The organism is Streptomyces cinerochromogenes, from assembly GCF_014648635.1.
GTDB classification, from domain to species: Bacteria; Actinomycetota; Actinomycetes; order Streptomycetales; family Streptomycetaceae; genus Streptomyces; species Streptomyces cinerochromogenes.
Genome location: NZ_BMRM01000010.1, coordinates 25,333 through 51,356, shown reverse-complemented (window position 1 = coordinate 51,356; position 26,024 = coordinate 25,333). Strand labels below are relative to the sequence as shown.

27 protein-coding genes and 1 pseudogene are annotated in these 26,024 nt (G+C 72.6%); 16 read left to right on the top strand and 12 right to left on the bottom strand.

All coding sequences use genetic code 11. The features are described from left to right. Positions 1–217: 217 nt before the first annotated feature. From IEZ20_RS20255 to IEZ20_RS20240, 4 genes are all read right to left on the bottom strand, one after another. A complete protein-coding gene (locus IEZ20_RS20255) occupies positions 218–1,579 on the bottom strand; it encodes a C1 family peptidase (RefSeq protein WP_229896151.1) in 1,362 nt (453 codons plus the stop codon). Between the two features lie 106 nt (positions 1,580–1,685). Beyond that, positions 1,686–2,858 carry an MFS transporter gene (locus IEZ20_RS20250; protein ID WP_189300687.1) on the bottom strand — a complete coding sequence of 391 codons (1,173 nt, stop codon included), beginning with the start codon at positions 2,856–2,858 and terminating at the stop codon, positions 1,686–1,688. A 771-nt stretch (positions 2,859–3,629) separates the two neighbouring features. Further along, positions 3,630–4,121: an SLOG family protein gene (locus IEZ20_RS20245; protein WP_189300685.1), complete on the bottom strand. Its 492-nt coding sequence runs from the start codon at positions 4,119–4,121 to the stop codon at positions 3,630–3,632. A 9-nt stretch (positions 4,122–4,130) separates the two neighbouring features. Continuing rightward, the gene (locus IEZ20_RS20240; protein WP_189300683.1) at positions 4,131–5,582 is read right to left on the bottom strand and encodes an NsdA family TPR-like regulatory protein; all 1,452 of its coding nucleotides are present in this window, start codon (positions 5,580–5,582) and stop codon (positions 4,131–4,133) included. A gap of 201 nt (positions 5,583–5,783) precedes the next feature. On the opposite strand from IEZ20_RS20240, the gene IEZ20_RS20235 reads away from it, so the two are divergent. The 6 genes from IEZ20_RS20235 to IEZ20_RS20210 all read left to right on the top strand — a co-directional run bounded on the left by IEZ20_RS20235 (position 5,784) and on the right by IEZ20_RS20210 (position 10,162). Next, on the top strand, positions 5,784–5,993 hold the full coding sequence (locus IEZ20_RS20235) for a hypothetical protein (RefSeq protein WP_189300682.1): 210 nt from the start codon (positions 5,784–5,786) through the stop codon (positions 5,991–5,993). A gap of 8 nt (positions 5,994–6,001) precedes the next feature. After that, entirely contained in the window at positions 6,002–6,370 is a 369-nt protein-coding gene (locus IEZ20_RS20230) for a DUF6415 family natural product biosynthesis protein (RefSeq protein ID WP_189300680.1), read from the top strand. A gap of 549 nt (positions 6,371–6,919) precedes the next feature. Continuing rightward, a complete protein-coding gene (locus IEZ20_RS20225) occupies positions 6,920–7,213 on the top strand; it encodes a hypothetical protein (protein ID WP_189300678.1) in 294 nt (97 codons plus the stop codon). A gap of 7 nt (positions 7,214–7,220) precedes the next feature. Further along, the gene (gene tgmB, locus IEZ20_RS20220; RefSeq protein ID WP_229896150.1) at positions 7,221–8,186 is read left to right on the top strand and encodes an ATP-grasp ribosomal peptide maturase; all 966 of its coding nucleotides are present in this window, start codon (positions 7,221–7,223) and stop codon (positions 8,184–8,186) included. Then, a complete protein-coding gene (locus tag IEZ20_RS20215; RefSeq protein WP_189300674.1) occupies positions 8,183–9,358 on the top strand; it encodes a methyltransferase domain-containing protein in 1,176 nt (391 codons plus the stop codon). Before tgmB ends, IEZ20_RS20215 begins: the two co-directional genes overlap by 4 nt. A 408-nt stretch (positions 9,359–9,766) precedes the next feature. After that, the gene (locus IEZ20_RS20210) at positions 9,767–10,162 is read left to right on the top strand and encodes a luciferase domain-containing protein (protein ID WP_189300672.1); all 396 of its coding nucleotides are present in this window, start codon (positions 9,767–9,769) and stop codon (positions 10,160–10,162) included. A gap of 88 nt (positions 10,163–10,250) precedes the next feature. Here IEZ20_RS20210 and IEZ20_RS20205 read toward each other — a convergent pair whose 3' ends face one another. After that, entirely contained in the window at positions 10,251–11,030 is a 780-nt protein-coding gene (locus IEZ20_RS20205) for a DeoR/GlpR family DNA-binding transcription regulator (RefSeq protein WP_189300670.1), read from the bottom strand. Between the two features lie 252 nt (positions 11,031–11,282). Here IEZ20_RS20205 and IEZ20_RS20200 point away from each other — a divergent pair, with 252 nt between their 5' ends. After that, positions 11,283–12,164 carry an SIS domain-containing protein gene (locus IEZ20_RS20200; RefSeq protein ID WP_189300667.1) on the top strand — a complete coding sequence of 294 codons (882 nt, stop codon included), beginning with the start codon at positions 11,283–11,285 and terminating at the stop codon, positions 12,162–12,164. Positions 12,165–12,197: 33 nt separating this feature from the next. After that, complete coding sequence (locus tag IEZ20_RS20195) at positions 12,198–13,097, top strand: class II fructose-bisphosphate aldolase (RefSeq protein WP_189300665.1); 900 nt, start codon at positions 12,198–12,200, stop codon at positions 13,095–13,097. A gap of 49 nt (positions 13,098–13,146) precedes the next feature. Here the strand turns inward: IEZ20_RS20195 and IEZ20_RS20190 are convergent, their stop codons facing one another. Then, on the bottom strand, positions 13,147–14,280 hold the full coding sequence (locus tag IEZ20_RS20190; protein ID WP_189300663.1) for a methyltransferase: 1,134 nt from the start codon (positions 14,278–14,280) through the stop codon (positions 13,147–13,149). A 67-nt stretch (positions 14,281–14,347) separates the two neighbouring features. Between IEZ20_RS20190 and IEZ20_RS20185 the strand changes: the two genes are divergently transcribed. Beyond that, on the top strand, positions 14,348–14,998 hold the full coding sequence (locus tag IEZ20_RS20185) for an alpha-ketoglutarate-dependent dioxygenase AlkB family protein (protein WP_189300661.1): 651 nt from the start codon (positions 14,348–14,350) through the stop codon (positions 14,996–14,998). 48 nt (positions 14,999–15,046) lie between these two features. Further along, positions 15,047–16,294 (top strand): ROK family protein, encoded by a 1,248-nt coding sequence (locus IEZ20_RS20180; protein ID WP_189300660.1) that lies wholly within the window; start codon positions 15,047–15,049, stop codon positions 16,292–16,294. A gap of 490 nt (positions 16,295–16,784) precedes the next feature. Here IEZ20_RS20180 and IEZ20_RS20175 read toward each other — a convergent pair whose 3' ends face one another. From IEZ20_RS20175 to IEZ20_RS20160, 4 genes are read right to left on the bottom strand one after another with little or no spacing between them, the layout of a single operon-like run. Next, positions 16,785–17,693 carry a phosphotriesterase family protein gene (locus IEZ20_RS20175; protein ID WP_189300658.1) on the bottom strand — a complete coding sequence of 303 codons (909 nt, stop codon included), beginning with the start codon at positions 17,691–17,693 and terminating at the stop codon, positions 16,785–16,787. After that, a complete protein-coding gene (locus IEZ20_RS20170) occupies positions 17,690–18,274 on the bottom strand; it encodes a DUF4865 family protein (RefSeq protein WP_189300656.1) in 585 nt (194 codons plus the stop codon). The genes IEZ20_RS20175 and IEZ20_RS20170 overlap by 4 nt, the downstream gene beginning before the upstream one ends. Before the next feature lie 15 nt (positions 18,275–18,289). Next, complete coding sequence (locus IEZ20_RS20165; RefSeq protein ID WP_189300654.1) at positions 18,290–18,679, bottom strand: (R)-mandelonitrile lyase; 390 nt, start codon at positions 18,677–18,679, stop codon at positions 18,290–18,292. A 5-nt stretch (positions 18,680–18,684) separates the two neighbouring features. After that, on the bottom strand, positions 18,685–19,275 hold the full coding sequence (locus tag IEZ20_RS20160; protein ID WP_189300652.1) for a TetR/AcrR family transcriptional regulator: 591 nt from the start codon (positions 19,273–19,275) through the stop codon (positions 18,685–18,687). 211 nt (positions 19,276–19,486) lie between these two features. Between IEZ20_RS20160 and IEZ20_RS20155 the strand changes: the two genes are divergently transcribed. Beyond that, on the top strand, positions 19,487–19,786 hold the full coding sequence (locus IEZ20_RS20155; RefSeq protein ID WP_189300650.1) for an SHOCT domain-containing protein: 300 nt from the start codon (positions 19,487–19,489) through the stop codon (positions 19,784–19,786). 496 nt (positions 19,787–20,282) lie between these two features. Here IEZ20_RS20155 and IEZ20_RS39765 read toward each other — a convergent pair. Beyond that, positions 20,283–20,694: pseudogene (locus tag IEZ20_RS39765) on the bottom strand (ATP-binding protein); the annotation flags it as partial. 476 nt (positions 20,695–21,170) lie between these two features. Continuing rightward, the gene (locus tag IEZ20_RS20145; protein WP_189300648.1) at positions 21,171–21,494 is read right to left on the bottom strand and encodes a hypothetical protein; all 324 of its coding nucleotides are present in this window, start codon (positions 21,492–21,494) and stop codon (positions 21,171–21,173) included. Positions 21,495–21,798: 304 nt separating this feature from the next. On the opposite strand from IEZ20_RS20145, the gene cds1 reads away from it, so the two are divergent. From cds1 to IEZ20_RS20120, 5 genes are all read left to right on the top strand, one after another. Next, on the top strand, positions 21,799–22,923 hold the full coding sequence (gene cds1, locus IEZ20_RS20140) for an L-cysteine desulfhydrase Cds1 (RefSeq protein ID WP_189300646.1): 1,125 nt from the start codon (positions 21,799–21,801) through the stop codon (positions 22,921–22,923). A 519-nt stretch (positions 22,924–23,442) separates the two neighbouring features. Next, on the top strand, positions 23,443–24,645 hold the full coding sequence (locus IEZ20_RS20135; RefSeq protein WP_189300644.1) for an ATP-binding protein: 1,203 nt from the start codon (positions 23,443–23,445) through the stop codon (positions 24,643–24,645). Continuing rightward, positions 24,642–25,043: a roadblock/LC7 domain-containing protein gene (locus tag IEZ20_RS20130; RefSeq protein ID WP_189300641.1), complete on the top strand. Its 402-nt coding sequence runs from the start codon at positions 24,642–24,644 to the stop codon at positions 25,041–25,043. Before IEZ20_RS20135 ends, IEZ20_RS20130 begins: the two co-directional genes overlap by 4 nt. Beyond that, on the top strand, positions 25,040–25,414 hold the full coding sequence (locus IEZ20_RS20125) for a DUF742 domain-containing protein (protein WP_189300639.1): 375 nt from the start codon (positions 25,040–25,042) through the stop codon (positions 25,412–25,414). The genes IEZ20_RS20130 and IEZ20_RS20125 overlap by 4 nt, the downstream gene beginning before the upstream one ends. After that, positions 25,389–25,991 (top strand): GTP-binding protein, encoded by a 603-nt coding sequence (locus IEZ20_RS20120; protein WP_189300637.1) that lies wholly within the window; start codon positions 25,389–25,391, stop codon positions 25,989–25,991. The genes IEZ20_RS20125 and IEZ20_RS20120 overlap by 26 nt, the downstream gene beginning before the upstream one ends. Positions 25,992–26,024: the final 33 nt, after the last annotated feature.

The window sequence follows — 26,024 nt, the reverse complement described above, 5'->3', positions numbered from 1 at the left end:
AGGGAGCACGATGGGTGGTCCGGTCTCACCTGCACTGCCCGCATCTCGACTGACCCGCACCCAGGGTGCAGCGAGGCACAACTTTCGGCCACTCGCGCACCTTTCGGCGCCCCCGCGAATCTCCCGCAATCCTAGGGGCTTCGCAGACGCAAGGCGTGTGCTGTTCGTGGAGCTCGGATAACGATCTCGGTCGGACGCCCCGGCCGGGCGGGCGTCCTCAGTGCGCGAGGGCGCCCATCGGGTCCCAGGCGGGGAGGACGATCGGGGGTCCGTCGAGGGCGCTCGCCAGCTCCGGCGGCAGCGCGGAGCGCCGGACCGCGATCTCGAAGACGTGCTCGCCGAACCACGAGTCGTTCATCGTCCAGAAGCCCTTGTCGGCCTTGTCCTCGCCCCAGCTGTTCTCCACCCGCCAGCGGCGCGGGCTCCCGTCCACCACGTCGACGCCGGTGAACAGCATCGCGTGGGTCATCTGCGTGTCGTGGTGGAGCAGCCGGTCGGCCTTGTCCAGGGTGAACGGGGCGTCGTAGACGGCCGCGTAGTCGAAGAGCGCGGCGTCCCAGACGCCGGCGTCCGCGCGCATCATCTTGGCCACGTCACAGCCGAACCACACCGGCTCGCCGCCGACGATCGCCTCCATGGCCAGCCGCTTCAGCAGCTCCATCGGCGCGTTGAGATAGACCACCGGCGGCGCGTCCACGACGTTGCCCAGGTACTCGACCGTGAAGGTACGGCCCATGGGGCTGGACTCCCGGGGGTCGTGCACCAGGCAGACGTACTCCTCCAGCGGGAGCTGGACGTAGGAGGCGGCGAACTCCGCCGGGGTGAGCCACCCGTCGCGGTGGAACTCCCGGTTCTTGTCCTCCCACTGCCACAGGAACCGCCGTGGAGGGGTGCCGAGGTGGATGCCGAGCACCCGGTGGACGGCGGCCAGCACCTGCTGCTTGTGCCCCCGCTGCGCCTCGGCCCCCTCGGGGGCCAGCCGGCGCAGGTCGCGGGCGCCCTGGCGGAGCAGGGTCTTCAGGGCGCGGTTCATCGCCCGGGTCGCGGAGGAGCTGTCGGTCTCCGGCATGGCCGACTTCGGGACCAGGCCGTGCTTGGCGACCAGGGCCACGAACATGTTCCACTGCCCGCCGTCACCGATCGGATCCGCCAGCAGGTGCGCCACCGTGCGGTCGTCCACGTCCCGGTCCGAGGTCTCGACGATCGCCTCGAGGAAGTGGTTGGCCCGCTCGAACTTGTCCCACCACAGCAGGTAGTTCTGCGAGAACTCGAAGTCCTTCACACCCAGCTTCCGCGCCGCCCCGACCCGCAGCAGGTTGAGCCCGGCGAACATCCAGCAACGCCCGCTCTGGCGCTGGTTGGTGACCTTCCAGTCGTCCAGGTGGTGGGAGACCGAGTGGTCGATTCCGGTGAGCACCCGCCGGTCCAGCGCCACGTCGTCCACGGGCGTCTGGGTGACCGCGTTCTGCATCAGCCGGTTGGCCGGCCGGGCGGCGAACTCCTTCTCGAACCACTCGATCCGGTCGGGCGTCAGGCTTCGCTCCATCGCCTGGCGGGAGTCCTCGTCTCCGAAGGTCACAGCGGTCCGCCTCCCGTTCCCAGGGCTTCACGAAAGCAGCGCGCCCTCACCGTCGCACGGCCGTTCGCCGCAGTCAACGGAGCGTCGGGGGCGCAGAGTCGACGGCTCAGCGGCCCAGCGCCCGTCGCGTCGTCACCCCGATCACGGCGGCCACGGCGGCCAGCGCGGCCACGCTGGTGAGGGCGGCGGGCAGGGAGAACCAGTCGGCCATGAACCCGATCGCGGGCGGCCCCAGGAGCATGCCGCCGTAGCCGAGGGTGGAGGCGACGGCGACACCGGACGGACCGGCCAGCGCGCCCGCCCGCTCCACGGCGACCGGGAAGAGGTTGGCGAGTCCGAGCCCGGTGACCGCGAAGCCGGCCAGTGCCGCCCCCACGGAGGGCGCCAGCGAGCCGAGCAGCATGCCGGCCGCGGCGACGGTGCCGCCGGCGATCACGGTGCGGGCCCGGCCGAGGCGGCCCAGCAGCGCCGACCCGGTCAGCCGGCCCACGGTCATGGCGAGCGCGAAGCACGCGTAGCCGGCGGCTGCTGTGCCGGGGGAGGCCGCGAGGTCCTGCTGGAGGTGGAGCGCGCCCCAGTCGGCCATCGCGCCCTCGCCGTAGGCCGTGCACAGCGCGACGAGCCCGAGCACGACGACCAGTCCGCGCCCGCCCGGGCTTCCCGCCGCCCCGCCACCCTGCTCCGCCCCCGGCGCGGGTGTCCGCTCCGGGGGCACCGGCGGTTCGTGGCGCAGCAGGATCCGCCCGGCGACGGCGGTGACGAGCAGTCCGATCACGGACAGAGCCAGCAGATGGCGGGCCGGGGAGAGGACGCCGGCGACCAGCCCGCCGAGTCCCGCGCCGACCATGCCGCCCAGGCTGAACGCCGCGTGGAAACTCGGCATGATCGGCTTGCGCAGCGCCGCGACCAGGTCGACGGCGGCGCTGTTGAAGGCGACGTTGACGCCGCCGTAGGCCGCGCCGAACAACAGCAGCACGGCTCCCAGTACCGGAGCCGAGCGGGTCAGCGGAGGCAGCGCGACGCTGAGCGCGAGTACCACCATGCAGACCACGGTCACCGGGTGACTGCCGTAGCGCCGGCACAGCCGGCCGGTCAGCGTCATGGTGAGTACGGCCCCTGCGGAGACCCCGAGTAACGCGAGCCCGAGGGCTCCGGCGGAGGCGTGCGTCTGGTGCTTGATGTCGGGGATGCGCACGACCCACCCCGCGAAGAGGAAACCGTCGAGGGTGAAGAAGGCGGTGATCGCCGCCCGCAGGGTGACGAGGCTCCGACCCGGCACGGCGCTGTGCGAACGGGTTTTGTTTATTTGCGGCACAAATTCAGGGTAGGGGTGGGTGGGGAGGCCTGCAAGGGCTGGCGCGCTGCGGCCGGCCGGTCGGCCGGTCGGTTGGTCGGTTGGGCCGAGGTGGGTGGGGAGGGGGCGGTGGTCGCCGCTGTTGTGGCCGGCGCCGGAAGCGGCGGCGGAGGGAAGGACGGCGCGACCGGGGCCACCGGCGCGACCGTTACGGGTGCCCCCGGTGCTGTCGGCCCTACCGGTCCGCCCGGTCCGCCCGGTCCGCCAGGACCCGCCGGCCCGGCAGGGCAAGACGGGGCGGACGGCAGGGACGGCCGCGACGGACAGACCTGCCCTGCCGGGTACAGCCTTCAGCCGCCCCCGGACGACCCAGACGCCCTGATCTGCCGGAAGGACGCCGCACCGCAGCCCAGCGACAGCGACTCTCCCAGCGCGCCGCAGGCGCTCGGCCTCGACCCGCAACGCCGCCAGCACCTCTGAGCGATCTGATCCCACCGCCCGCCTGGGCGGTGGGGAATTTTCGCATGCCCTGAGCCTTGCGGGTTTCGGCCACAGTGGCGCATTGTTGTCGTCCCATCGCCTCACCGGAGTCGTCTAGATCCGGCCCTCCCGGGGGCGGTTGGGCGCCCCTCTTCTGTACTCCCCCGGTGGAAGAGGCGGCACCGGCCCCTGCTGGCTCAACAGCAGGGGCTTAATCGTCGCCCCCTGCGCAGCCGCGAGGTTGTGCAGGGGGCGCTTCGTCGTGCTTGTCCAAGCTCAGTTCGGGCGTGCGGCTCCGTCGGGCCACACGACGTCGACAGGGAGGCCGGCCTCGCGTGCTTCGAGGACGGTGTCGGCGGTGCCGCCGCCCTTGCCGGACGGCGGCTGGCCGTCCCAGACGGCCACGAGCCGGTCAGCGCGGCGGAGGAGCGTGCGGTTGGCGTCCTCGTACGCGGCGCGGTTGGCGGTCTCGTGTTCCAGGACCAGGACCTCGGCGGCGGCCGCCATGAGCCGGTCAAAGGTCTCCGCGTGATCCGGCTTGACCTTGGCCTGCCGGTAGTCCTGCGAAGGGATGACCACGACCAGGCGGCCGCCCAGCTCCAGCACCGCCTCAGCGAACAGCGAGTCTGAGCCCTTGGCGATGCATGAGATGCCGGTCAGGTTGCCCTGCCCGGCATACGGCGTGAGCGTCTCCTTCAGAGCGTCGCGTACGAGGGGCACGCTGGCGTCGGTCAGGTCCATGTGTCCGGTGACGGCGATCGTGGTCACGGTTCTTCCTCAACTCGACAGCAGGTCGCGGATCATTGTGCGGGCTTCCGCGACGCGCGGCGAAGCGCTCCGGCCGACGGTGTACGGGTACAGCTGGCTGAGCTGGGCCCGGACGCGTACGGATTGGGTGCGAGCGGCGGCTTCCACAGCGTGCCGTGTGTGGTCGACGGCGCCGGCTACGTCGCCCATGAGGAAGTGACACTCTGCCAGGCCGATTGTGTCGAGTGCGTGGCTGCGGCCTGCCTCGGGGCCGCGCCGCCTGATGGCCTGCCGGATGGAGTCCGCGGCTGCCTCGGCGTGCTCTTGTGAGTGTTGCCGGGCCATGTCGAGAAGGCGGCCGCCGGTGACGCCTGCCAGTTCGGCTTCGTTGAAGTAGGTGATCCAGTAGGGCTCTTCCTCGGATCCGGCGTCGGTGAGGGCCTCGGCTGCTTCGGCGGTGGCGCGCCTGAAGGCGGACGGGCGTCCCATCGCCGCGTACGCCCATGCTTCCCGGGTGTGGAGCATCGCGCGCAGCCGGGCACTGGCCTGCCGGCCCGCGCCCTTCTGTGCGAGGTGCACGAGTTCCAGCGCGTTCTGGGGTCGGTCTCGGTACAGCATCTGACGGGCCATGCCCGCGAGCACGTTGGCGCCGAATGCTGGGTCGCCGCCGGCGTGGGCTGCGCGGAGGGCGAGCAGGTAGTAGGACTGGGCTTGCTGCTGGAGTCCGGAGTCCCACGCGATCGTGGCGGCCGTGCCTCCGAGGAAGGCCATCACCCGGAACAAGGCTCGCTCGACCTCCGGCGCCTGGTGTTCTTCGAGGTGACTCGCGACCTCGTTGAGTTGGCCGACGACGGCCTTGCGGCGCAGGCCTCCGCCGAAGCGGTGGTCCCAGGCGCGGAAGGCGCGCGCCGTACCTTCTAGCTCCTGTACCTCTCGTATACCGATGCGGCCCCGGCGGTGGCCGTTGTCGGAGGCTGGTGCGGGCTGGAGCCAACCCTCAAGGGAGTCGAGGAGGGCGGCGCCGGACAGGGCGACGCCGGTGAGGGCGCGTGTGGCTGCGCGGCGGTCCATCACGAGATCGCTCCTGGTGAGGTCTACGGCCAGGTGCACGGTCGCGTTGGGACGCCAGGGCGTGTCATCTGATAACCGTGCGGCCGGGGGCTGTCGAGGCTGTGGGTCGGGCGCCTCGGCCTGTCTCTCCCAGGGGCGTTCGGCAAGTCCAACCATCTGTCCCGGGATGCGCAGCCCGTCGGCAATGCGGCAGATCACGTCGAAGCTGGTGACCTGCTGCTGACCGCTGATGATCGTGGAGACCTTGCCGGGTGTGAGCTGGCAGGCGGAGGCGATGCGGTTCTGCGACAGGCCGCCCCACTTCTTGATGAGGGAGAAGGCCGCAGCGAAGTCGTGCTCTGCCAAGGCTCGCTTCAGGTCGTCTCTGTCGAGGACTTCGGGGGCGAGCGGGCCGGGGGTGGTGGCATCCATGGGGCCAACTTCCGGAGTGATCGTATGCGCATCGTCGCGCCGTACCGCACCAGCAACGAGTGTATTACCGCCTCGGTAACCCCCGCTGGTCATCCCGCGGACTGCACGCCCGGACGACGATCGAGACACGAACCCCGGCGACCGCGCGAACGGCCCCGGGGCGTGGCCAACGCTCGTAACTGCGAGGGAGCGTCGACAATGATGAACCGTACAGTCCAGCCCCAGCCGAGTGCACGGGGCGGCGGCATGACGTTGCGCGTCTACACCGTGGACCCCAGGGGCAAGATCATCCACGACCGTGGCACGGTCACGGTGCCGTTCACCGACGAGCCGTTGCCCCTGACCCTGGACACCGGCTACCCGCCGTGCGCCTGCCCCCGCGACCGTGCCGGCCAGGCGGTGCGTCCGTGAACGCCGTGATGAGGCACAGCAGTGACACGGCGCTGGTGGACATCCCCACGATGCGCGAGACCGTCACCAAGCTGCTCGGCCCGGCCGACGGGCCCGGAGCACTGACTCCGGCCGCCGAAGGGTTGGACCTGCTCACGGCGCTTCTGCGCGGCCACCTGGAGCTGCTGATCCCCGAGGTGGCGGAGAAGGCCGGGCAGCTGCCGAAGGACAGCATTCCGCGGTACTGCGCGGAGGTCTGCATCGGCGAGGCGCAGGGAAAACTGCGCGCCACCCCGGGGCCTGGCCCGAGCGGAGCGGTCGCGTACGCCCGGCGCCTGGCCCGAGCCCTCAAGACCCTGTGCGACCACTACGAAGAGCTGGGCAGCGAACACCGGTGACTGCCACTGCGCATGTCTGCCGAGCATGCGCCAAGCCGATCCTCGACACAGAGGACGCGGTTCTGATCGCCTTCCAGGAAGGCAGCTCAGGATCGGGCTGGAACATCTGGGCACACCGCGCACACCGCTACCAGGCCACCGAGCCGGGTCGCGCGTCTCTCCGCGTCGCCGCTCTGGTTTTCGTCGGCGGGAAGTGACGGTCATGAGATCGATCCCCGCACTGCTCATGTACGTGGTGGTCGTCTCGGCCCCGGTCCTCGCCTTGGTGCTCGCGAGGACGCCGCACTGACGCACCCCCATGGCGGCCGCTCCGGGTCAGGGCCGCACCCTACAAGCCCCCGTCGTGTCACGGAACGGAAGCCGCGGCACGGCGGGTGACGCCCGCCCCGCCGCGGGGTCCGGAAGCCCTCGGCGGGGACGGGCACCCAAGGAGAGCGCGCGTCGTGTGACCGTCCCCCGCGGCCGGCCCTTCTTCCCAACAGACCCCGTCCTGCCCGCAGTGACGCGGGAGGACGGTGACAGCATCAACAACCGAGCCAAGGACAGAACATGACCGTTGCAGACGTGCGGGAAGCGTTCCCGCTCGCGCCCGAGAACGGGCGCATCCCGCACTCCACGGAGCCGCCCACGGGCGCCGAGACCCGCCCGTGGATTCTCCGCTTCGCCCGCGTCCCCGACTCCAGCCAGGCGACCGTCCTGCCGCCCGCCGTCTACGACGAGCAGTTGCAGATGTCCGTCGGCCTGTACGACGGCCCCCTGCCGTACATGCAGACGCACACCCCGACCATCCCGGACGGCAACGTGAAGAACCCGCCGCCGCTGGACGAGGGCGCGAAGGACTGATCCCGTGATGACCGCCGTTCTTGTGATCGCGGCCCGTGACGACTGGCCGACCGACCGGGTCGTCAAGGCGCTCACCGACGGCGGCGCGGAGGTGTTCCGCATGGACACCGCCGAGTTCCCGCAGGACCTCACCCTCGCCGGGCGGATCGACGCTCGGCGAGGCTGGTCCGGCGGCCTCGCCAGTCCACTCCGAGCCGTCGACCTCGCCAGCGTCACCGCTGTGTACTACCGGGCCCCGAACGCTTTCGCTTTCCCGCCCACCATGTCGGAGCCCGAGCGGCGCTTCGCCGCAGCTCAGGCCCGCTCCGGTCTGGGCGGCATCATCACCGCGCTGGACTGCCGGTGGGTCTCCCACCCCGCGGCTATGTCGCGCGCCGAGTACAAGCCGCTCCAGCTCGCCACCGCCCGCGCCTGCGGCCTGACGATCCCGGCCACCCTCATCACCAACAGCCCGGATGCCGTCCGCGCGTTCGCCGGTGAGATGCGTGGCGCGATCATCTGCAAGCCGGTGGCGTCTCCCGTCCTGATCGAGGACGACCAGCTGAAGACCGTCTACACCCGCCGCATCCAGGCCGCCGACATGGGGGACCTGCGCGGCATCGACACCACAGCGCACCTGTTCCAGGCCTGGGTCGACAAGGCTCACGAGGTCCGGCTGACCGTTGTGGGGGACCGGCTGCTGGCAGCAGAGGTCCACGCGGGCAGCGACACCGCCCACACCGACTGGCGGGCCGACTACGCGTCGCTCACCTATCAGGTCACTGAAGTCCCCAAGGACGTCGCCCAGGGCGTGCGACGCTACATGGACAGTCTCGAACTCCGCTTCGCCGCGATGGACTTCATCGTTGGACCGGACGGCCCCTGGACGTTCCTGGAGGCAAACCCCTGCGGGCAGTGGGACTGGATCGAGCACGCGACCGGCCTGCCGATTACCCAAGCCATCGCCGACGAACTCCGAGGAGTCTCCTCATGAGCGTCACAGCCCTCGACGCAGCCCGCCCCTACCTGGCCTCACTCGCCCAAGATCTCACCGACCTCGGAGCCATCCGCAGCAAGCCGTGGGCGCAGGCCTTCGCTAATGTGCCGCGTCATCTGTTCGTCCCCTCGTGGTTCGAGCAGGAGACCGACGACCGCGGAATCACCGTGTGGCGCGAGCGTCACGCCGACGACGAGGAAGACCTGGAGGCCGCCTACCGGGACGTCACCCTCGTCACGGCCCTGGACCCCGAGACGGCTGAGCGGGTCGCACCGGACGCATGGACCGGAATCCCCACCTCATCCAGCACGCAGCCGAGCCTCATGGCCGGGATGCTGGAGGACCTCGGCGTCAGCGACGGCCATCGCGTCCTGGAGATCGGCACCGGAACCGGCTACAACGCTGCCCTGCTGTGTGCCCGGCTGGGCAGCACCGCCGTCCACTCCATGGACATCGACCATGACCTCGTCTTCGCGGCGCGGGACCGGCTGTTCGACGCCGGCTACAACCCGCGCCTGGTGACGGGGGACGGAACGCAGGGATACCCGGACGCCTGCACGTTCGACCGGATCATCGCCACCTGCTCCGTGCCGTCCATTCCCGACGCCTGGGTCCGCCAGCTGCGGCCCGGGGGCGTCATCGTCGCCGACCTGGCACTCGGGATCGAAGGCGGCCTGGTACGGCTCTCCTGCGGCGCCGACGGCCTGACCCGCGGCTTCTTCACCACCAACGGCGGCCGGTTCATGCCCGCGCGCAGCGATGCCCGCGCGTACCCTGCCCAGGTTCGACCGGAACGAGCGCCGGCCACGGGAAGCCGACCGACCCAGCTCACGGCGGCGGAGATCCGCACCCACTACGCGCTGCGCCTGGTCCTCGCCTTCCACCTGCCTGATGCCGAACTCGTCTACTACAGCGACGAGGAAGGGCTCGCGCTGCAACTCCAGCGTCCGGACGGCTCATGGGCCCGTGTCCCGCTCGCAGGCGACAACGAGGGCATGGTGACGTTCGGCGGCGACGAAGGCCTGTGGCAGCGGGCCGAGGAAGCCTGGCGGTGGTGGACCGACGTCGGCCGCCCCGCACACGACAGGTTCGGCTACGCCCGGGAGTTCGACGGCAGTGCGTACGCCTGGCACCTGCCCGGCGGCGCACGCTGGCAGCTGCCTACCTGACCACCGAGACCGGCCCCGCTCGTCTGCCTCCCCCGTGGCGGATGAGCGGGGTCTTCTCGTCTGCGGTCACTGGATCAGGTTGTTTATTTGCGGCACAAACTCAGGGTAGGGGTGGGCGGGGAGGGGGAGGGAGGCCGGTGGGCCCGGGTGGGCGTGGAGGGAGAGGGGGGAGGGCGGGTCGGGATGCAGTCGAGGGAGCGGGGACGGGTGGGCCGGGACGGAGTCGAGGGAAGGGGGACGGGTGGGCCGGGGTGGGTGCCGAGGGTGGGGAGGTGGGTGGGTCGGATGGGGGCGGGGTTGTTCGATGGGTGGATCTGTGTGCGGATTTCTGAACGCCTGCTGGATACAGGTCGGTTAATGCTCGCTCACGACCTGGTTGCGGGCGGGTGAGCGCGCCATGATGGGCCCATGACGTTGGCCTCGCGCGCGCTCGCGCAACTGGCGACCTGGCCGGACCTGAGACAGGCCCTCCCGAGCTGCGGCCTCGGACGGGCGGTGAGTTCGGCCCAGGGGGAGATCGTCCACTTCCACTCCGAGCGCGATGTCGATCTCCGGCTCACCAACCGGGCCATCCGGCGGTTCGCCAAGGACCTCAGGGACTCGGGTGCGATCAGGATCGTGCCCGGCTCGCAGTGGGTGACCCTGCGTCTGGACGCCGCGAGCGACGTCGACCTGCTGCTGACGCTGGTGAGCGTGGCGCTCCAGGCGCCGCAGACATGGCCGGACCCGGACGACCGGCCGGTGACGGGCTGCAACGACCAGCGGGGCGCGGGGTTCGTGAAGGCCGACCTCGGCGGCATCTGAACCGGACGGCGGCGCGAACACCGTCCGCTCGTGCCGTCGGCAGCCGCATCCGCGTCGGTGAGCAGGGCCGCGGTGGATCGCCGTCCGCTCACACAGCCAGCACCCGTACCCCCGCCTCCTCGAACCGCCGTACCGTCTCGTCGGCCACCGCCGTGTCCGTCACCAGCGTGTCCACCAGCTCCGGCCCGCAGATCCGGGCGAACGCGCGCCGGCCCAGCTTGCTGGAGTCGGCGGCCACCACGACCCGCTCGGCGCGCTCGCACAGCAGCCGGTTGATCGCGGCCTCCGCCTCGTCGTGCGCCGCCGCCCCGTGCGTGACGTCGAAGCCGACGACGCCCAGCACGGCCACGTCGAGCGTGATCTGGCTCAGTACACCGTCCGCGAGCGGGCCGATGAGCTCGTACGACTGCGCACGCGCCACCCCGCCCGTCACGACGATCTTGAACTGGGGGCGTACGGCGAGCTCGTTGGCGATGTTGAGGGCGTTGGTGACGACGGTCAGGGCCGGTGCGCCGGTGGTGAGGTCGCCGCGGACCGCGAGGGCGCGGGCCACCTCGGTGGTGGTCGTGCCGCCGGTCAGCCCCACCGCCTCGCCCGGCGCGACGAGTTCGGCCACCGCCTTGGCGATGCGCTGCTTCTCCGACGCGCGCCGGGCCGTCTTGTAGCGCAGCGGGAGTTCGTACGACACCCCGTGCACCACCGCGCCGCCCCGGGTGCGGACCAGCATCTGCTGCTCGGCGAGCTGATCGAAGTCACGGCGGATCGTGGCCGCCGACACCGCCAGCTCGGTCGCCGCCTCCTCGACCTCCAGCCGGCCCCGCTCGACGAGCAGTTCCAGCAGCGCCTTCCAGCGGGCGTCCCGGGACATCCGCCGCCTCCGTTCCCCGATCGTTCCGCGGTCCTTCCCGCGGTCCTTCCGCGATCCTTCCACGGTCGTTCCGCGAGCGTGCCGGTCGTCCGTGCGCGGCGTGCTCGTCCGTGCTCGCCGTGCTCGTTTCTCCGGCCGTCCGCGCTCTCTCCGGCGACCCTAGCGCACCCACCGCTGCGCTCTGCATGCTTGATTGTGCTCGAAAAGGCGCTGTACCTTGCAGGAACAATCAGCTAGGGGAGGGTGTGGGCCATGACCCATGTCGAGAACGAGCTGAACAGCCAGCCCGAGTGCTGGATACGGGCGGCCGAGCAGGCCGAGCGGCACCGCGGCGCGCTGCCGGAGCCGGGGGAGCGGGTAGCCGTCGTGGGGTGCGGGACCTCGTACTTCATGGCCCAGGCGGCGGCCGCGCTGCGCGAGGGCGCCGGGCAGGGCGAGACCGACGCGTTCGCCGCCTCGGAGTTCCCGCACGGGCGGTCGTACGACCGGGTCCTCGCCCTCACCCGCTCCGGCACCACCACCGAAGTGCTGGAACTGCTGGGCGCGTTGGCCGGGCGCACGCGCACCACCGCCGTCACCGCCGACCCGGACACCCCGGTCGTGTCCGCCGCCGACGACCTCGTCGTGCTCGACTTCGCCGACGAACGCTCCGTCGTCCAGACCCGGTTCGCGACCACCGCGCTCACCCTCCTGCGCGCGCACCTCGGTCTGCACACCGACGCCGTCGTCACCGACGCGCGCACCGCCCTCGCCACCCCCTTGCCCGAAGGACTCGTGCACTGCACGCAGTTCACCTTCCTGGGGCGCGGCTGGACCGTCGGTCTCGCGAGCGAGGCCGGACTGAAGATGCGCGAGGCCTCCCTCTCCTGGACCGAGGCCTACCCGGCGATGGAGTACCGGCACGGCCCGATCAGCGTCACCACCGAGGGCACCGCCACCTGGATGCTCGGCACGGCGCCCGACGGACTGGCCGACCAGGTCCGCTCCACCGGCGGCATGTGGATCGAGGGCGGGCTGGACCCGCTCGCCGAACTCGTCCGGGTCCAGCGGCTCGCGGTCGCCGTCGCCGCCGCCCGGGGACTCGACCCCGACCGGCCGCGGCACCTCACCCGCTCGGTGATCCTCGCCCCCTGAACCCACCGGACCCGTCCCGGAAGGACACCTCACGTGCCCCTCGCGTCCACCGGCGACCTGGTCACCCGGGCCGCCGCCGCCCGCTCCGCCGTCGCCGCGTTCAACGTCATCACCCTGGAACACATCGAGGCCGTCATCGCCGGCGCGGAGACCGCCGGTTCCCCCGTCGTCCTCCAGGTCAGCGAGAACGCCGTCAGGTTCCGCTACGGGCGGCTGCTCCCGCTGGCCCGCGCCGCCGTCGCCGCCGCCGAACGGGCCGCCGTACCCGTCGCGTTGCACCTGGACCACGTGCAGAGCGACGACCTGCTGCGTCAGGCGCCCGGCGCCGGGTTCAGCTCGGTGATGTACGACGCGGCCCGCCTGCCGTACGCCGACAACCTCGCCTCGACCCGGGCCGCGGCCGACTGGGCGCACGCCCAAGGGCTCTGGATCGAAGCCGAGTTGGGGCAGATCGGCGGCAAGGACGGGCAGGGCGGGTGGGGCGGCACCGTCCGGCCCCCGCTGGACGCGCACGCGCCCGGTGCCCGCACCGACCCCGGCCGGGCGCGGGACTTCGTGGCCGGCACCGGCGTCGACGCCCTGGCCGTCGCCATCGGCAGCGTGCACGCCATGACCACGCGCACCGCCGTCCTCGACCTCGCCCTGCTGAAGCGGCTGTCCGCCGCCCTGACCGTGCCGCTCGTCCTGCACGGTTCCTCCGGCGTGCCGGACGACGGACTCGTCGCGGCCGTCGGCGGCGGCATCGCCAAGGTCAACGTCGGGACCGCCCTGAACAGCGCCATGACCGGGGCGATCCGCGCGTACCTCGCGGCCCGTCCGGAGGCCGTCGACTCCCGGAAGTACCTGAGCGTGGGCCGGGAGGCGATGGCGCGGGAGGTGCGCCGGATCATCGGGGTCCTGTCCCGCACGCCCCCTGACCGCACGCCCGCCTGACCGCACGCCCACCTGGCCGCCCGGCCGCCCGACCGGCGTCGCCCGGTGCTCAGCCCTTCTTGACCGCCTTCAGCACCACGAACTTCGGGTCCGAAGCCACCAGTTCACTGTTGCCGAACAACCGCCTCAGCTTCACGTGGTACCCCAGGTGCCGGTTGCCGATCACCCACAGCTCACCCCCCGGCCGGAGCGCGCGCAGCGCCCCCGTGAACATCCGCCACGCCGTCGCGTCCGTGGTGGCCTGGTGGGAGTGGAACGGCGGGTTGTTCAGCACCAGGTCCACACTGCCCGGCGCCACCCCGGCCAGCCCGTCCCCGACCCGGAACTCGGCGTGCCCCGGCACCCCGTTCGCCTTGTACGTCGCCTCCGCCGAGGCCACCGCCTGGAAGGACTCGTCCACGAACAGCACCTCGGCCGCCGGATCGGCCAGCGCCACCGCCGTACCGACCACGCCGTTGCCGCAGCCGAGGTCCACCACGCGCCCGGCGCCCGGTCCGGGCAGGTGCCGAAGGAAGAAGCGGGTGCCGATGTCCAGCCGGTCGGCGCAGAACACGCCCGCGTGGTTGACCACCGTGCGCCCCGAGACCGCGCCGACGCCGTCCGGCAGGGCGTAGCTGTACGGCCACGGGTTCGCCGGCCGCTCCAGCGCCGGGTCCGGGGTGCAGAAGATCAGCCGGGCCTTCTGCCGCGCCAGCGAGGTCCGGGTGGGCCCGAGGACCCGCTCGAACAGCTGGAGCGTCGAGGTGTGGATCTCCTTCACCATCCCGGTGCCCACCACGATCGTGTCTGCGTGCACCGCGGGCGCCAGCCGCAGCAGCTGGTCCTCCAGCAGCGCCAGGCTCTTCGGCACCCGCACCAGCAGCACGTCCACCCGCTCCGGCGGCGGGTCCTGCGTGGTGAGCAGCCGTACCGCACCCGGCTCCACGCCGGCCCGCGCCAGGTTCGCCCGGGTCGCCTCCCGGCCGAGGAAGGAGTCGGTGATCTGTGTCGGACGGTGCTCCGCCAGCGCGGTCACCAGCGCGCCCCAGCGGTCCCCGAGCACCACGACCGTGCCCGTGAGCGGGACCTTCTCCTCGGCGAGGTGGCGCAGCAGGTACGAGTCGGAGGCGTCCCAGGCGCGCAGCCGGTCGCGGGGGTCCTCGGGGAAACGGGTCAGCTCGACCTCGCCCCACGCTGTCGTCATACGGTCGCTCATCGTGCGTCCAGGCTAGCGGAACCGCAGATCAGAGGCGGTGGGGCAGGATGGGGGCATGGAGGACGAGCTGTTCCCCCGGGAGCGTGCGGAGGTCGCGCCGGGCGCCGTGCACGTCGTGGACTGGCTGGACGCCGAGGAGCAGCGCGCCCTGCTCGCCGCCTGCCGGGACTGGGCACGTCCGCCCGCCGGGCTGCGCACGGTCCGCACCCCGGGCGGCGGCACCATGACCGCCCGCCAGGTCTGCCTGGGCTGGCACTGGTACCCGTACGCCTACGCCCGCACCGCCGTCGACGGCGACGGCAGCCCGGTCAAGCCCTTCCCGGACTGGCTCGGCGCGCTGGGCCGCCGCGCGGTGGCCGACGCGCTCGGCCCCGACGCCGTACCGGCCGCGCCGTACGACATCGCGCTGATCAACTTCTACGACGGTGACGCCCGCATGGGCATGCACCGCGACGCCGACGAGAAGGCGGACGCGCCCGTGGTCTCGCTGAGCCTCGGCGACACCTGCGTGTTCCGCTTCGGCAACACCGGGACGCGCACGAAGCCGTACACCGACGTAGAGCTGCGCAGCGGGGACCTGTTCGTCTTCGGCGGCCCGTCCCGGCTCGCCTACCACGGCGTGCCCCGCGTCCGCCCGGGCACGGCCCCGGCCGGGCTGGGACTCGCCGGACGGCTGAACATCACCCTCCGGGTGAGCGGCCTGTGACCGGCGGCCGAGGCCACCCCGGGTACGGATCATGGGAGACTCGCCCTCATGAGCGGCAAGGCGGATCCCCGGACAGCGGGGGAGAGGACCACCTCACGGGCGCGGCTGGACCGGGGGCGCGGGGCACTGGGGCCCGCGCTGGAACTGGTGCACACCGGGCGGGCGCCGACCCGCGCCGTGCTCACCGCCGAACTCGGCGTCACCCGGGCCACGGCCGGCGCGGTGGCCGCCGAGCTGGAGGCGCTGGGCCTGATCCGGGTGGACGCCCGGCCCGGCTCGGCGGCCGGTTCCCAGGGGCGGCCGTCCCACCGGCTGGAGGTCGCCGAGGACGGCCCCGTCGTCCTCGCCGCGCAGATCCACGCCGACGGCTTCAGGGCCGCGCTGGTCGGCCTCGGCGGACGGATCGTGGCGACGGCGCCCGGCTGCGAGACCGTCGACGCCGACCCGGCGAAGGTGCTCGGCTCCGTGGTCGAGGCGGGCGCGGAACTGCTGCGCGGCACCGGCCGGCGCTGCGTCGGCGCCGGACTCGCCGTGCCGTCCGCCGTCGCCGAACCCGCCGGCCTCGCCCTCAACCCGCTGCACCTGGCCTGGCCCGTCGGCGCCCCCGTCCGGGAGATCTTCGCCGAGCGCGTGCACGCGGCGGGCATCACCGGCCCGGCCTTCGCCGGCAACGACGTCAACCTCGCCGCGCTCGCCGAACACCGGCACGGGGCCGGCCGGGGCGCGCGCGACCTGCTGTGCGTGGCCACCGGGCACCGGGGCGTCGGCGGCGCGCTCGTCCTGGACGGCCGTCTGCACACCGGCAGTTCGGGTCTCGCGCTGGAGGTCGGCCACCTCACCGTCAACCCGGAGGGCCGCCCCTGCCACTGCGGCAGCCGGGGCTGCCTCGACGTCGAGGCGGACCCGCTGGCGCTGCTGGTGGAGTCGGGCCGCGAGCCCGGCCCGGAGATGTCGCTGCTCCAGCAGGCCAACGACCTGCTGCGCACCCAGTACGACGACCCGGCCGTCCGCACCGCCGCCGAGGCCCTCATCGACCGCCTCGGCCTGGGCCTCGCCGGCCTGGTCAACATCCTCAACCCCGACCGCATCATCCTCGGCGGACTGCACCGCACCCTGCTGGACGCCGACCCGGGCCGGCTGCGCGCGGTGGTCGCCGACCGCAGTCTGTGGGGTCAGAGCGGCGGCGTCCCCATCCTGCCGTGCACCCTGGACCACAACAGCCTGGTCGGCGCGGCCGAACTGGCCTGGCAGCCGGTCCTGGACGATCCGCTGGGCGCGCTGGCCGGAGCCGCCTAGCGCGACGGCCCGACTGCTTTCAGCAGACCCCGACGGCCCGACTGCTTCCGGCGGACCGCGTCGGCTCGGCTGCTTCCGACAGGCTGCGTCGGCTCGGCTGCTTTCGGCGGACCGCGTCGGCCCGACTGCTTCCGACAGGCTGCGTCGGCTCGGCTGCTTTCGGCGGACCGCGTCGGCTCGGCTGCTTTCGGCGGACCGCGTCGGCCCGGCTGCTTCCGACAGGCCGGCCGCGGCGTGCCGGCCTGTCAGGCGCACTCCGGTGGCGTCCAGCCCGACGGAAACCGGGTCGCCGAGCGCCCGCGGCGGGCCGGGCCGTCCGGCGGCAGCGCGGTGGTCTCACGGGTTCGCGGCGGACGCGCATCTCCAGGGCCATGCTCTCTCGTCCCCCCGGGCGGCGGTCGATGGTCGTCGCCCGCCATCCTGCGGACCCCGGCCGACGGCTGGAACCCTCCGCGGGGACAGAGATCCACAGGGTCGGGCCACGGCCCGCTCAGCTCTTCCAGTCGGCCGCGAACGCCCGCCCCGGGTGATCCGTGAGGATGCGCTCCACCAGTTCGGCGCCGATCTCCTCCGCCAGCCGCTGCCGCACCCGGCGCAGCAGGTACGGCATCCCGGGCCCGCCGTCGACCGACCGGGCCCCGGGGGTCACCGTGTCCCCGCCGAGCAGCAGCCGGTCGGCGAACCCGGCGTCCACCAGGGCCCGTACCGCCTCCGGCATCCGCCAGTCGGTGGCGTGGTGGGCACGGGAGGGTCCGTCGAAGGCCAGCCAGCACCCGGTCTCGGCGGCCCGCCGGTGCACCACCGGGTCGGGGAAGCGGTTGAGATGGCCCAGGACCACCTGCTCGCCCGGCACGCCCAGCTCACCGCACAGCAGGTCGAGCACGTCCAGTGCGCCGGTGCCCTGCTCCAGGTGGACGGCCACGGGCGCGCCGGTGGCGTGGTGGGCCTCGGCCGCCGCCGTCATGGTCCAGCGGGCGTGCGCGTCGAGCCCGTGGAAACCGCCGGCCACCTTGATCAGGCCGGCCCGCACCCCGGTCGCGGCGATGCCTTCGGTGAGTTCTGCGACGAACAGCCCGGCGAGCCGCCCGCCGCGCAGCCGGGCGAGCACCTCGGGGTCGTAGTGCGTCGCCTGGTGCAGTCCGGTGGCGCAGACGATCCGTACGCCGGTCGTCCGGGACAGCACCTCCAGGTCCGCGGCGCGCCGGCCCATGCCGTACGGCGTCCACTGGACGACGGCCGCGCCGCCCGCCGCGCGGAAGGCCGCCAGCTCCGCCCGCGCGGCGGAGACGTCGTCCATCGCCGGCAGGTGCGGGGTGTGCAGGAAGAGATGGTCGTGGGCGTCGCACACGCCCAGCTCGCCGGGCCGGATGTCGCCGAGGACCGTACGGACGTGCGTCACCACTGCCGTCCCCGCGGGAGCCGGTCACGGCCGGGTGCGGACAGGTGCAGCACCTCGTAGAGGTCGCCGTCGGCCTTCGGTGTGCTGTGCTCCCAGAGCGAGAAGTGCACCAGCTCCCAGGCGCGGGTGTCCACGGCCGCCGCCGCGAGCACCGCGCCGTCCTCGGCCGCGAGCCGTTCCGTCTCCGCCACCGCGTCCGCCGTGAACGACGCCAGCTCCACGCCCTCCGGCACCGGTTGGCGCCGGCGGACGGCGAACGCCGGCGCGGAGGCGGTCGCGGTGCCCTCCTGGAACGCCAGACCGGTCCACTGCCGGACCACCGGCCGCCCGAAGTCGTCGACGGGCCCCTGGAAGGCTCCGCCCCACAGGAAGCGGTTCATGCCCTCCAGGGTGTTCCAGAGGTAGAACGGCCCGTACTGGTTCACCGGGGAGCCGTTCACCCCGCGCTCGCGCAGCACGTACGTCTTGATGCCGAGGCCGTCCCAGCCGTCCAGCAGATGCCCGACCCGGGCGACGCGGGAGCGGATGACACCCATGTCGTAGTCGGCGGGCAGGGTGAACTCGTACTGCATGGCGTGCATCTCGCGGTTCCCTTCTCAGGCGGGGTAGTCGCACACGTGCGCGTGCCACTCGACCGTCGTGCCGTCCTCGGCGGCCTCCACGGCGGCGAGGTGGGTCATGAAGGTGCGGGGCCCGGCACCGTGCCAGTGCCATTCGTCCGGCTCGATCCACACCGTGTCGCCCGCCCGGATCTCCTGGACCTCACCGCCCCGGCGCTGCACCAGTCCCTCGCCCTTCAGGACGTGCAGCACCTGCCCGTGCGGGTGCCGGTGCCAGGCGGTGTGCGCGCCCGGGGCGAAGTGGACGTTGAACATCCGCAGCCGGGAGGGGGCGGGCGGCGCGGCCAGCTCGTCCAGCCAGACCGTGCCGGTGAAGTTCTCCGCCGGGCCCTGCCGGGTGTCGGGGCGGCGTGTGGTGATGTGCACGTGACTCAGTTCTCCTGTCCGGGGGTCCGGGGTGCGAGCAGGGAGAGCAGACCCCGGACACCGGCGTCGAAGGCGGCGGGCGATCCGGACGCGCGGGCGAGGACGTAGCCGCCCTGCACGGTCGCGAGGACGGCGGCGGCGATCTCCTGTCCGTCCAGCCCGGGCGCGAACTGCCCCCGCCGTTTGCCCTCTTCGACGAGGGCGGCGATCCGCTCGCGGATGGCGGCGATCGTCTCGTCGACCGGCGCGCGCAGTTCCTCGCTCGCGATCACGTCCGGATCCATGGTCAGCCGGCCGACCGGGCAGCCGCGCAGTACGTCACGTTCGCGCAGCAGGTACGCCTCGATGCGCTCGTACGGCGTGCCCGGCCCGGCGAGCACGGCCTCGGCGGTGGCCCGCAGTTCCTCGGCGGTGCGCCGGATCGCGGCCAGGGCGAGATCGGGCTTGCCCTTGAAGTGGTGGTACATGCTGCCCTGGCCGGCCCCCGCCCGCTCCAGGATCGCCTTGGGGCTGGTGCCGACGTACCCGCGCTCCCACAGCAGCTCGCGGGTGGACTCGATCAGTCGTTCCGAGGTGCTCATGCGGCCACTGTACATACTAGTAGTTACAGTCCGCCAGTCCCTCCGGGAGCCGAGTCCTCTTCCGGGACCCGGAAGCCCGGTCCACTCCGGGAGCAGTGCGGCGGTACGGCCGTACTCCCCCGGAGGTATCCGAACCGCCCCCGCCCGCACGACGACCGGAACCCCCTGTCGGAGGGAGCCTCGGAACGTCACTCGAAGACCCGAACCGACAAGGGAGAGACCCGAGATGCAGACCCTGGCGCACTGGGGCGGTGGCTCCGGCCCCGGCCCCTGGATCCTCTTCGTCCCGCTGATCTGGGCGGCCGTCGTGATCGGCGCCGTCACCGTCCTGCGCCGCACCGCCCGGCGCGGGCGCGGTGTTCCCTGGCGGCCGGTGGGCGTGGAACGCCCGGCCGGCGACTCGCCGCTCGCCGTCCTCGGCCGCCGCTTCGCCTCCGGCGAGATCGACGAGGACGAGTACTGGCGCCGGCTGTCCGTCCTGGAGGAACAGTTCGGCCGTACCGGCAGGGGCGGCGGTACGGCATGACGACGCCCCTGGCAGGGGCAGGGGCAGGGGCAGGGGCCATGTGTTGCGTGCCGCCCTGGCGGTCCCGAACCGTCGCGGTCGTCACGACGGAGGGAGTGCGGGCTCGGGGCTCGCCGCGGCGGCGGCGCCACCCGAGGGGCGGCGCCGCCCGGTCATCGGCGCACGGCCGGCCGTGCGTGGGAGGGCGTGGTGGTGACGGAGGCCGTGTTCCCCCCGCCCCCGGCGACAGTGCCGCCGGGCGCCGGAGCCGCGGCCCCGACCGCACCGCTCGCGACCACGGGGACCGCCGTGGCCACACCGGCACCCACGGGTACGGCGGCCCCGGCCTCCGCCGCCGCGCCCATCCCCGCCCCGACGGGCGCGGCAACCGGTGCCGGCGCACGTGCCGGAGCCGGAGCCGGAGCCGGGGCGGGCGTACGTGCCCGTGTCGGAGCCGGGGCGGGCGCAGTCCGGGTCAGCTCCCGAGGCGCTGCTTCCGGACAGCCGCGGAGCGGGGTGGTGGCCGGCAGGGTGAACCAGACGACCTTCCCGTTCTCGCCGTCCGGCCGGGCGCCCCAGCTCTCGCTCACCGCGGCCACCATCGCCAGGCCCCGCCCGCAGGTGGCGAGCGGACCGGTGTCCGTGTCGTCCGGGGCGTCGGCCGGTACCGGGAGGCGTGGGTCGTGGTCGTGGACCGAGACCGTGAGCCGGTCCGGCAGCAACTCCAGTTCGACGGTGCACGACTTGTCGGGCCTGGCGTGCCGGTGGACGTTGCTGAGCAGCTCCGTCACACCGAGCGCGGCCCGGTCTATCAACGGGTCCAGATGCCAGTAGCGCAACTGCGCAGATACGATTCTGCGGACCTGGCCGATCCGCGACGGCAGGGCTTGGAGCTCCACCGTGCAGTGCCTGCTTGGGTGACTGATCACGGCTGCGACTCCCCGATGTGAGGTCCGGAGGAACCGGAAGAACACGGAGAACAACGGATCCAGCAGGGTGGCTTGCGTCCAAACGTCCGCCTGCTGTCGTGGCCGGCGGGCTGGTTCGCAGCGTTATCGCCGGTAAACCCAGAGTGACGTGAGACCAGCGTGACGCAGCGGATGCGCTCCCGCAACTCGCCGCGACCGCCCGTCGCGCGCCGTGAGCGGCGCCCCGGTGTGCAACGCCCGGTACGCGGCGTACCGTACGCGGCCCTCGCCGTTCGGCCCGCGCCGTCCGACCGGCGCGGGCCGACCCGCGCGGTGCAGGGACCGCCGTACGCGGGCACACCGTACGCGGTCCGCCTGCGCGGTGCGGACCGTACGCGGTGCGCACCGTACGCGGTTCGCCGTACGCGGTGCGCACCGTACGCGGTTCGCCGTACGCGGCGCGCCGCACGGGTGTGCCGCGCACGGCGGTACGGTTCTCAGCCGCCGCGCCCCGCCGCCCGGCGCACCGCCTCGACGAACCGCCGTGCCGCCGGCGGCCCCGGCTGCCCCGGAGCGGGGTCGTGGTCGCCCAGCGTCAGCAGGTACCGCGTGCCGTTGACGTCGGCCAGCGCCCGGTCGTCCGGCACGAACCATGGCTTGGACGCGCGCACCGCCTGCACCGGCGCGCTGTCGATCTCGCTGCCGTAGCTGGTCAGCAGCTGCAGCCGGCCGTCGCTGATCCGGACCTCCCCGGCCCGGGTGAGCGAACGCAGACGTTTGCCGATGCGCACGCCTGTGGCGCTGAACTCGGGCTCCGCCATGTGTCGCCGCCCCCTTACGGTCTTCCCGTGGTTCCGTGTGCGCCCCCGTCCGGGACGGTGGTCCCGTCGCGTGCAGTCTGCCGCGCTCCGGCGAGGAGCACCAGTACGCACGGGGCGCCTGCGACAGCCGCCCGGGGCACTTCCGCCCATGCGCCCCCGGGTGGCTCGCACGCGTGTGCCCCAGGGTGCCTTTGAGGCGCCCAAAGATGCGTTTATGCAGGTGGGAAGCGGTGTGAAAGCTGCCTATGCTCGACTGGCCGGCCCGCGTGAGGCGCCGTCGGCCACGAGCGTAAGGAGCCCTGCCGTGAGCACTACTCCCCAGACCAGGACCGGCGCCACCCTCGACGTCGACCGCAGCGACGCCGCCTACCGTGCATGGCTCAAAGACGCCGTCCGCAAGGTCCAGGCGGACGCCAACCGCTCCGCGGACACGCACCTGCTGCGTTTCCCGCTGCCCGAGCGGTGGGGCATCGACCTCTACCTGAAGGACGAGTCCACCCACCCCACCGGCAGCCTCAAGCACCGGCTCGCCCGCTCCCTGTTCCTCTACGGCCTCTGCAATGGCTGGATCCGTCCGGACCGTCCGGTGATCGAGGCGTCCAGCGGATCGACGGCGGTGTCCGAGGCGTACTTCGCGAAGCTGATCGGCGTGCCCTTCATCGCGGTCATGCCGCGCACGACGAGCGCCGAGAAGATCCGGCTCATCCAGTTCCACGGCGGACAGTGCCACTTCGTGGACGACTCCCGGAAGATGTACGAGGAGTCCGCCCGTCTCGCGGTGGAGACCGGCGGCCACTACATGGACCAGTTCACGTACGCCGAACGGGCCACGGACTGGCGCGGCAACAACAACATCGCCGAATCGATCTTCCGCCAGCTGCGCCTGGAGCGGTTCCCGGAGCCGGCCTGGATCGTCGCCACGGCGGGCACCGGCGGCACCTCCGCGACCCTCGCGCGCTATGTCCACTACATGCAGTACGACACCCGGATCTGTGTCGCCGACCCGGACAACTCCTGTTTCTTCGAGGGCTGGACGACCGGCGACCCGCACGTCATCTGTGACTGCGGTTCCCGGATCGAGGGCATCGGCCGGCCGCGCATGGAACCGAGCTTCGTGCCCGGTGCGATCGACCGGATGATGAAGGTCCCGGACGCGGCCAGCGTCGCCGCCGTACGGGCCCTGGAGGGTGCCATCGGCCGCAAGGCGGGCGGCTCGACGGGCACCGGGCTGTGGAGCGCGCTGAAGATCGTCGCCGAGATGGTGGCCGAGGGACGCACCGGCAGCGTCGTCACCCTGCTGTGCGACCCGGGCGACCGCTACCTCGACAAGTACTACTCGGACGCGTGGCTCGCGGAGCAGGGCCTGGACATCACGCCGTACGCGACGGTGCTCGACTCGTTCCTGGCCACGGGCGTGTGGCCGGACTGACCACCCCGCCCCACCACGACCGACCCGCCCCGCTACGACCCACCACCCGCCCCCGGCCGACCCGCCTCGCCCCGGCCGCCCGACCCGCTCCGGCCGCCCCGCCCCACCACGACCGACCCACCCGGCTACGACCCACCACCGCCCTCCGGCCGACCCGTCCCGCCTCGCCCCGGCCGACCCGTCCCGTCCCGGCCGACACATCCCGCCACGGCCGCCCCGACCCGCCCCGCCACGGCCGACCCCCTCCACCAAGACCGGCCCACCCCGCCACGACCGACCCGCCCCTCTGCGGCGCCCGCCCTCCGCGGCCGCCGTACGACGGGCGGGTTTCGGGCATGTGAGGGTTTGGTGACGGCTCAATTGGGGCTCTGGGCAAGTCGGTTGTGCCTGTGTGACTGATAAGATCATCGCACTTTTGAGTGGGCTGACGGCGTGTCATCAACGCGTCTGGGGGACAGTCGCAAAGGCACCATCGCGCTGGTCGTGCTCGCCCGCGGGATGCGACTTGAAGAGAGTCTCATGACGTCATTGATCCGGGATCCACTGCTGTGGATCTTGATTGTGGTGCTCGCCGCTGCGGTCGTCGCAGTGATGCGGGCCCGGAGAACCAACATGGCTCTCCGAAGAACGAGGAAGGAACTGGAGGCAGGGCTGGGGGAGGCCCGCGGTGACGTCGGTCAGCTCCACGCGCACGTCGCCGCGCTGACCGCACAGCACCAGCGCGACCTGGCGGACGTACGCGCGGACGCGGAGGCGTCGACCAAGGCGGTGCTGAAGTCCGCGATGGGCACGCTCCAGTCGCTCGCCGAGGAACAGCAGGTCCTCCTGGACAGCCTGCTGAAGAAGTACGGCGACACCACGGACGTCCTGGCCGACCTGATGACGGTCGACCACACCGGCAGCCAGTTCAGCCGCCGCGCCAAGGGCATCTCCGTGCTGTGCGGCGGCTGGCTGGGCCGGCGCGAGCGCGCCGCCACGGTCTACGACGTCGCGCGCAGCGCCCAGGGCAGGATCAAGGACTTCGACCGGGTCAGCGTCCACTCGCAGGTCAACGTCTCCCTCGTCGGCAAGGCCGTCGAGCCGGTGGCCGTCGTCCTCGCCGAGCTGCTGGACAACGCGACGAACTACAGCGCGCCCGGTACCCCGGTCGAGGTCAACATCCAGACAGTGCCGGCCGGCCTGTGCTTCATCGTGGACGACGCCGGGCTGGGCATGGACCAGGAGACCAAGGACCGGGCGGCGGCCCTGCTGTCGGTCGACGGTCCCGTCGACATCACCGGTCTCGGCGATCCGCCGCGGTTCGGCTTCGCCGTGTGCGGCATGCTCGCCGCCCGCTACGGCTTCGCCGTCTCCGTCGGTTCCGTGTCCCCCTACGGCGGAGTGCGTGCAGTGATTCGTGTGCCCGAAAGTCTCCTCGCGGCCGACGCGCCCGCCCCCGTGGCCGACGCCCAGGACGCCGCGGGCCCGGAGGCGGCCCCCCAGCGACTGGCGCCGGTCCCGGTCGTGGGTCCCTCGCACGTGGTGGGCACGACCTCCGGAGGTCTGCCCAAGCGCCGGCGGCGGGGCGGCCCCGTCACGGTGGTCCCCGCCCTCGACGCCGGCGGCCAGGAGGAGACGCCCGAGCCGGCCAGTGAGGTGACGGCGTCGCGGCTCGGGGCGTTCGCGCGAGGAACACAGCTGGGGCGGACCACGAACACCACGGAAGGACCTGACCACAAGTGAACATCGACCTGTCCTGGGTGCTGAACGACGTACTCGAAGTGCGCGGGGCCCGGCACGCGATCCTCGTCTCGGGCGACGGCCTGCTGCTGCAGCGCTCGGACGACATCGGGCGGGACGACGCCGAGACGAACGCCGCCGCGATGAGTTCCATGCAGTCGCTGAGCCGGGCCGTCGCCGGGTTCGTGGGAGCGGGACACGGGATCTGGAAGCAGACGCTGCTGGAGTACGACGGCGGCTGGATCTTCCTCATCGCGGCCGGCCAGGGCTCCTACCTCGCCGTCTCGGCCGCGCCGGACGTCGACATGGAGGCCATGTCCTTCCGCATGCAGAAGACGGTGTCCGCGCTGAGCAAGGCGATGAGCGTGGCGCCGCGCTCGGACAACGGCGTGAACGCATGACGACCCCCGGCGAGGAAGCCTCCGTCACCAGCGACTTCGTCCGGTCCTACGTCATCACCGGCGGCCGGACCCTGCCGGCCGCGGACGACCTGGCGCTGCACACCCTGGTCACCCTGGCGCCCGACCGGACACCCCCGCTGGGAGCCGGCCCGGAGGTGAGGGCGATCTGGACGCTGTGCGCGGGCGGCTACCTGTCGGTCGCCGAGGTGGCCGGCCACCTGGGACTGCCGGTGGGAGTGGCCCGGCTGCTGCTGACCGACTTATTCGAGCAGGGCCACCTGCTGCGCCGCGCCGAGCCGCCCCGGGCTCAGAACGTTGACAGAGCGACCCTGGAAAAGGTTCTGAATGGACTCCAATCCCTCATCGGCTGAGACGGCCCCCGGAAACATATACGTCTCCAGCGCGGTGACCAACGCTGCGAAGATCCTGGTCGTCGGGCACTTCGCCGTGGGCAAGACGACCTTCATCGGCTCGCTGTCGGAGATCACCCCGCTGCGCACCGAGGAGAAGATGACGCAGGCGTCGCTCCACGTGGACGACCTCAGGGGCGTGGCGGACAAGACCACCACCACCGTGGCCCTGGACTTCGGCCGGCTCACCCTCAGCGACGACCTCGTGCTGTACCTGTTCGGCACCCCCGGCCAGCAGCGGTTCATGCAGCTGTGGGAGGACATGGCGCGCGGCGCCCTGGGGGCGCTGCTCCTGGTCGACCCCGCCCGGCTGGAGGAGACGTTCCCCGTCATCGACCTCGTCGAGCGGTACGGCCTGGAGTACGCCATCGCCGTCAACAGCTTCCAGCGGGGCACGGTGTACGAGGAGGCGGAGGTGCGTGAGGCCCTCGACCTGCTGCCGGACACCCCGGTCGTCTACTGCGACGCCCGCGACCGGCAGTCCTCGGCGCACGCGCTGATCGCACTCGTGCGCCACCTGCTCACCCGGGCCGCCTGACGCCCCGGCCACCCCCTGACGCACCAGCCCCCT

Excerpts from the sequence above, each read along its gene's own strand:
- IEZ20_RS20180 (WP_189300660.1), top strand. The coding sequence starts at position 15,047 with ATGAGCGGCAAGGCGGATCCCCGGACAGCGGGGGAGAGGACCACCTCA.
- IEZ20_RS20120 (WP_189300637.1), top strand. The coding sequence starts at position 25,389 with ATGGACTCCAATCCCTCATCGGCTGAGACGGCCCCCGGAAACATATAC.
- IEZ20_RS20190 (WP_189300663.1), bottom strand. The coding sequence starts at position 14,280 with ATGACGACAGCGTGGGGCGAGGTCGAGCTGACCCGTTTCCCCGAGGAC.
- IEZ20_RS20240 (WP_189300683.1), bottom strand. The coding sequence starts at position 5,582 with ATGGATGCCACCACCCCCGGCCCGCTCGCCCCCGAAGTCCTCGACAGA.
- IEZ20_RS20155 (WP_189300650.1), top strand. The coding sequence starts at position 19,487 with ATGCAGACCCTGGCGCACTGGGGCGGTGGCTCCGGCCCCGGCCCCTGG.
- IEZ20_RS20225 (WP_189300678.1), top strand. The coding sequence starts at position 6,920 with ATGACCGTTGCAGACGTGCGGGAAGCGTTCCCGCTCGCGCCCGAGAAC.
- IEZ20_RS20145 (WP_189300648.1), bottom strand. The coding sequence starts at position 21,494 with ATGGCGGAGCCCGAGTTCAGCGCCACAGGCGTGCGCATCGGCAAACGT.
- IEZ20_RS20170 (WP_189300656.1), bottom strand. The coding sequence starts at position 18,274 with ATGCACGCCATGCAGTACGAGTTCACCCTGCCCGCCGACTACGACATG.
- IEZ20_RS20205 (WP_189300670.1), bottom strand. The coding sequence starts at position 11,030 with ATGTCCCGGGACGCCCGCTGGAAGGCGCTGCTGGAACTGCTCGTCGAG.
- IEZ20_RS20210 (WP_189300672.1), top strand. The coding sequence starts at position 9,767 with ATGACGTTGGCCTCGCGCGCGCTCGCGCAACTGGCGACCTGGCCGGAC.
- IEZ20_RS20230 (WP_189300680.1), top strand. The coding sequence starts at position 6,002 with ATGAGGCACAGCAGTGACACGGCGCTGGTGGACATCCCCACGATGCGC.
- IEZ20_RS20125 (WP_189300639.1), top strand. The coding sequence starts at position 25,040 with ATGACGACCCCCGGCGAGGAAGCCTCCGTCACCAGCGACTTCGTCCGG.
- tgmB (WP_229896150.1), top strand. The coding sequence starts at position 7,221 with ATGACCGCCGTTCTTGTGATCGCGGCCCGTGACGACTGGCCGACCGAC.
- IEZ20_RS20160 (WP_189300652.1), bottom strand. The coding sequence starts at position 19,275 with ATGTACAGTGGCCGCATGAGCACCTCGGAACGACTGATCGAGTCCACC.
- IEZ20_RS20235 (WP_189300682.1), top strand. The coding sequence starts at position 5,784 with ATGAACCGTACAGTCCAGCCCCAGCCGAGTGCACGGGGCGGCGGCATG.
- IEZ20_RS20185 (WP_189300661.1), top strand. The coding sequence starts at position 14,348 with ATGGAGGACGAGCTGTTCCCCCGGGAGCGTGCGGAGGTCGCGCCGGGC.
- IEZ20_RS20215 (WP_189300674.1), top strand. The coding sequence starts at position 8,183 with ATGAGCGTCACAGCCCTCGACGCAGCCCGCCCCTACCTGGCCTCACTC.
- IEZ20_RS20200 (WP_189300667.1), top strand. The coding sequence starts at position 11,283 with ATGACCCATGTCGAGAACGAGCTGAACAGCCAGCCCGAGTGCTGGATA.
- IEZ20_RS20135 (WP_189300644.1), top strand. The coding sequence starts at position 23,443 with ATGACGTCATTGATCCGGGATCCACTGCTGTGGATCTTGATTGTGGTG.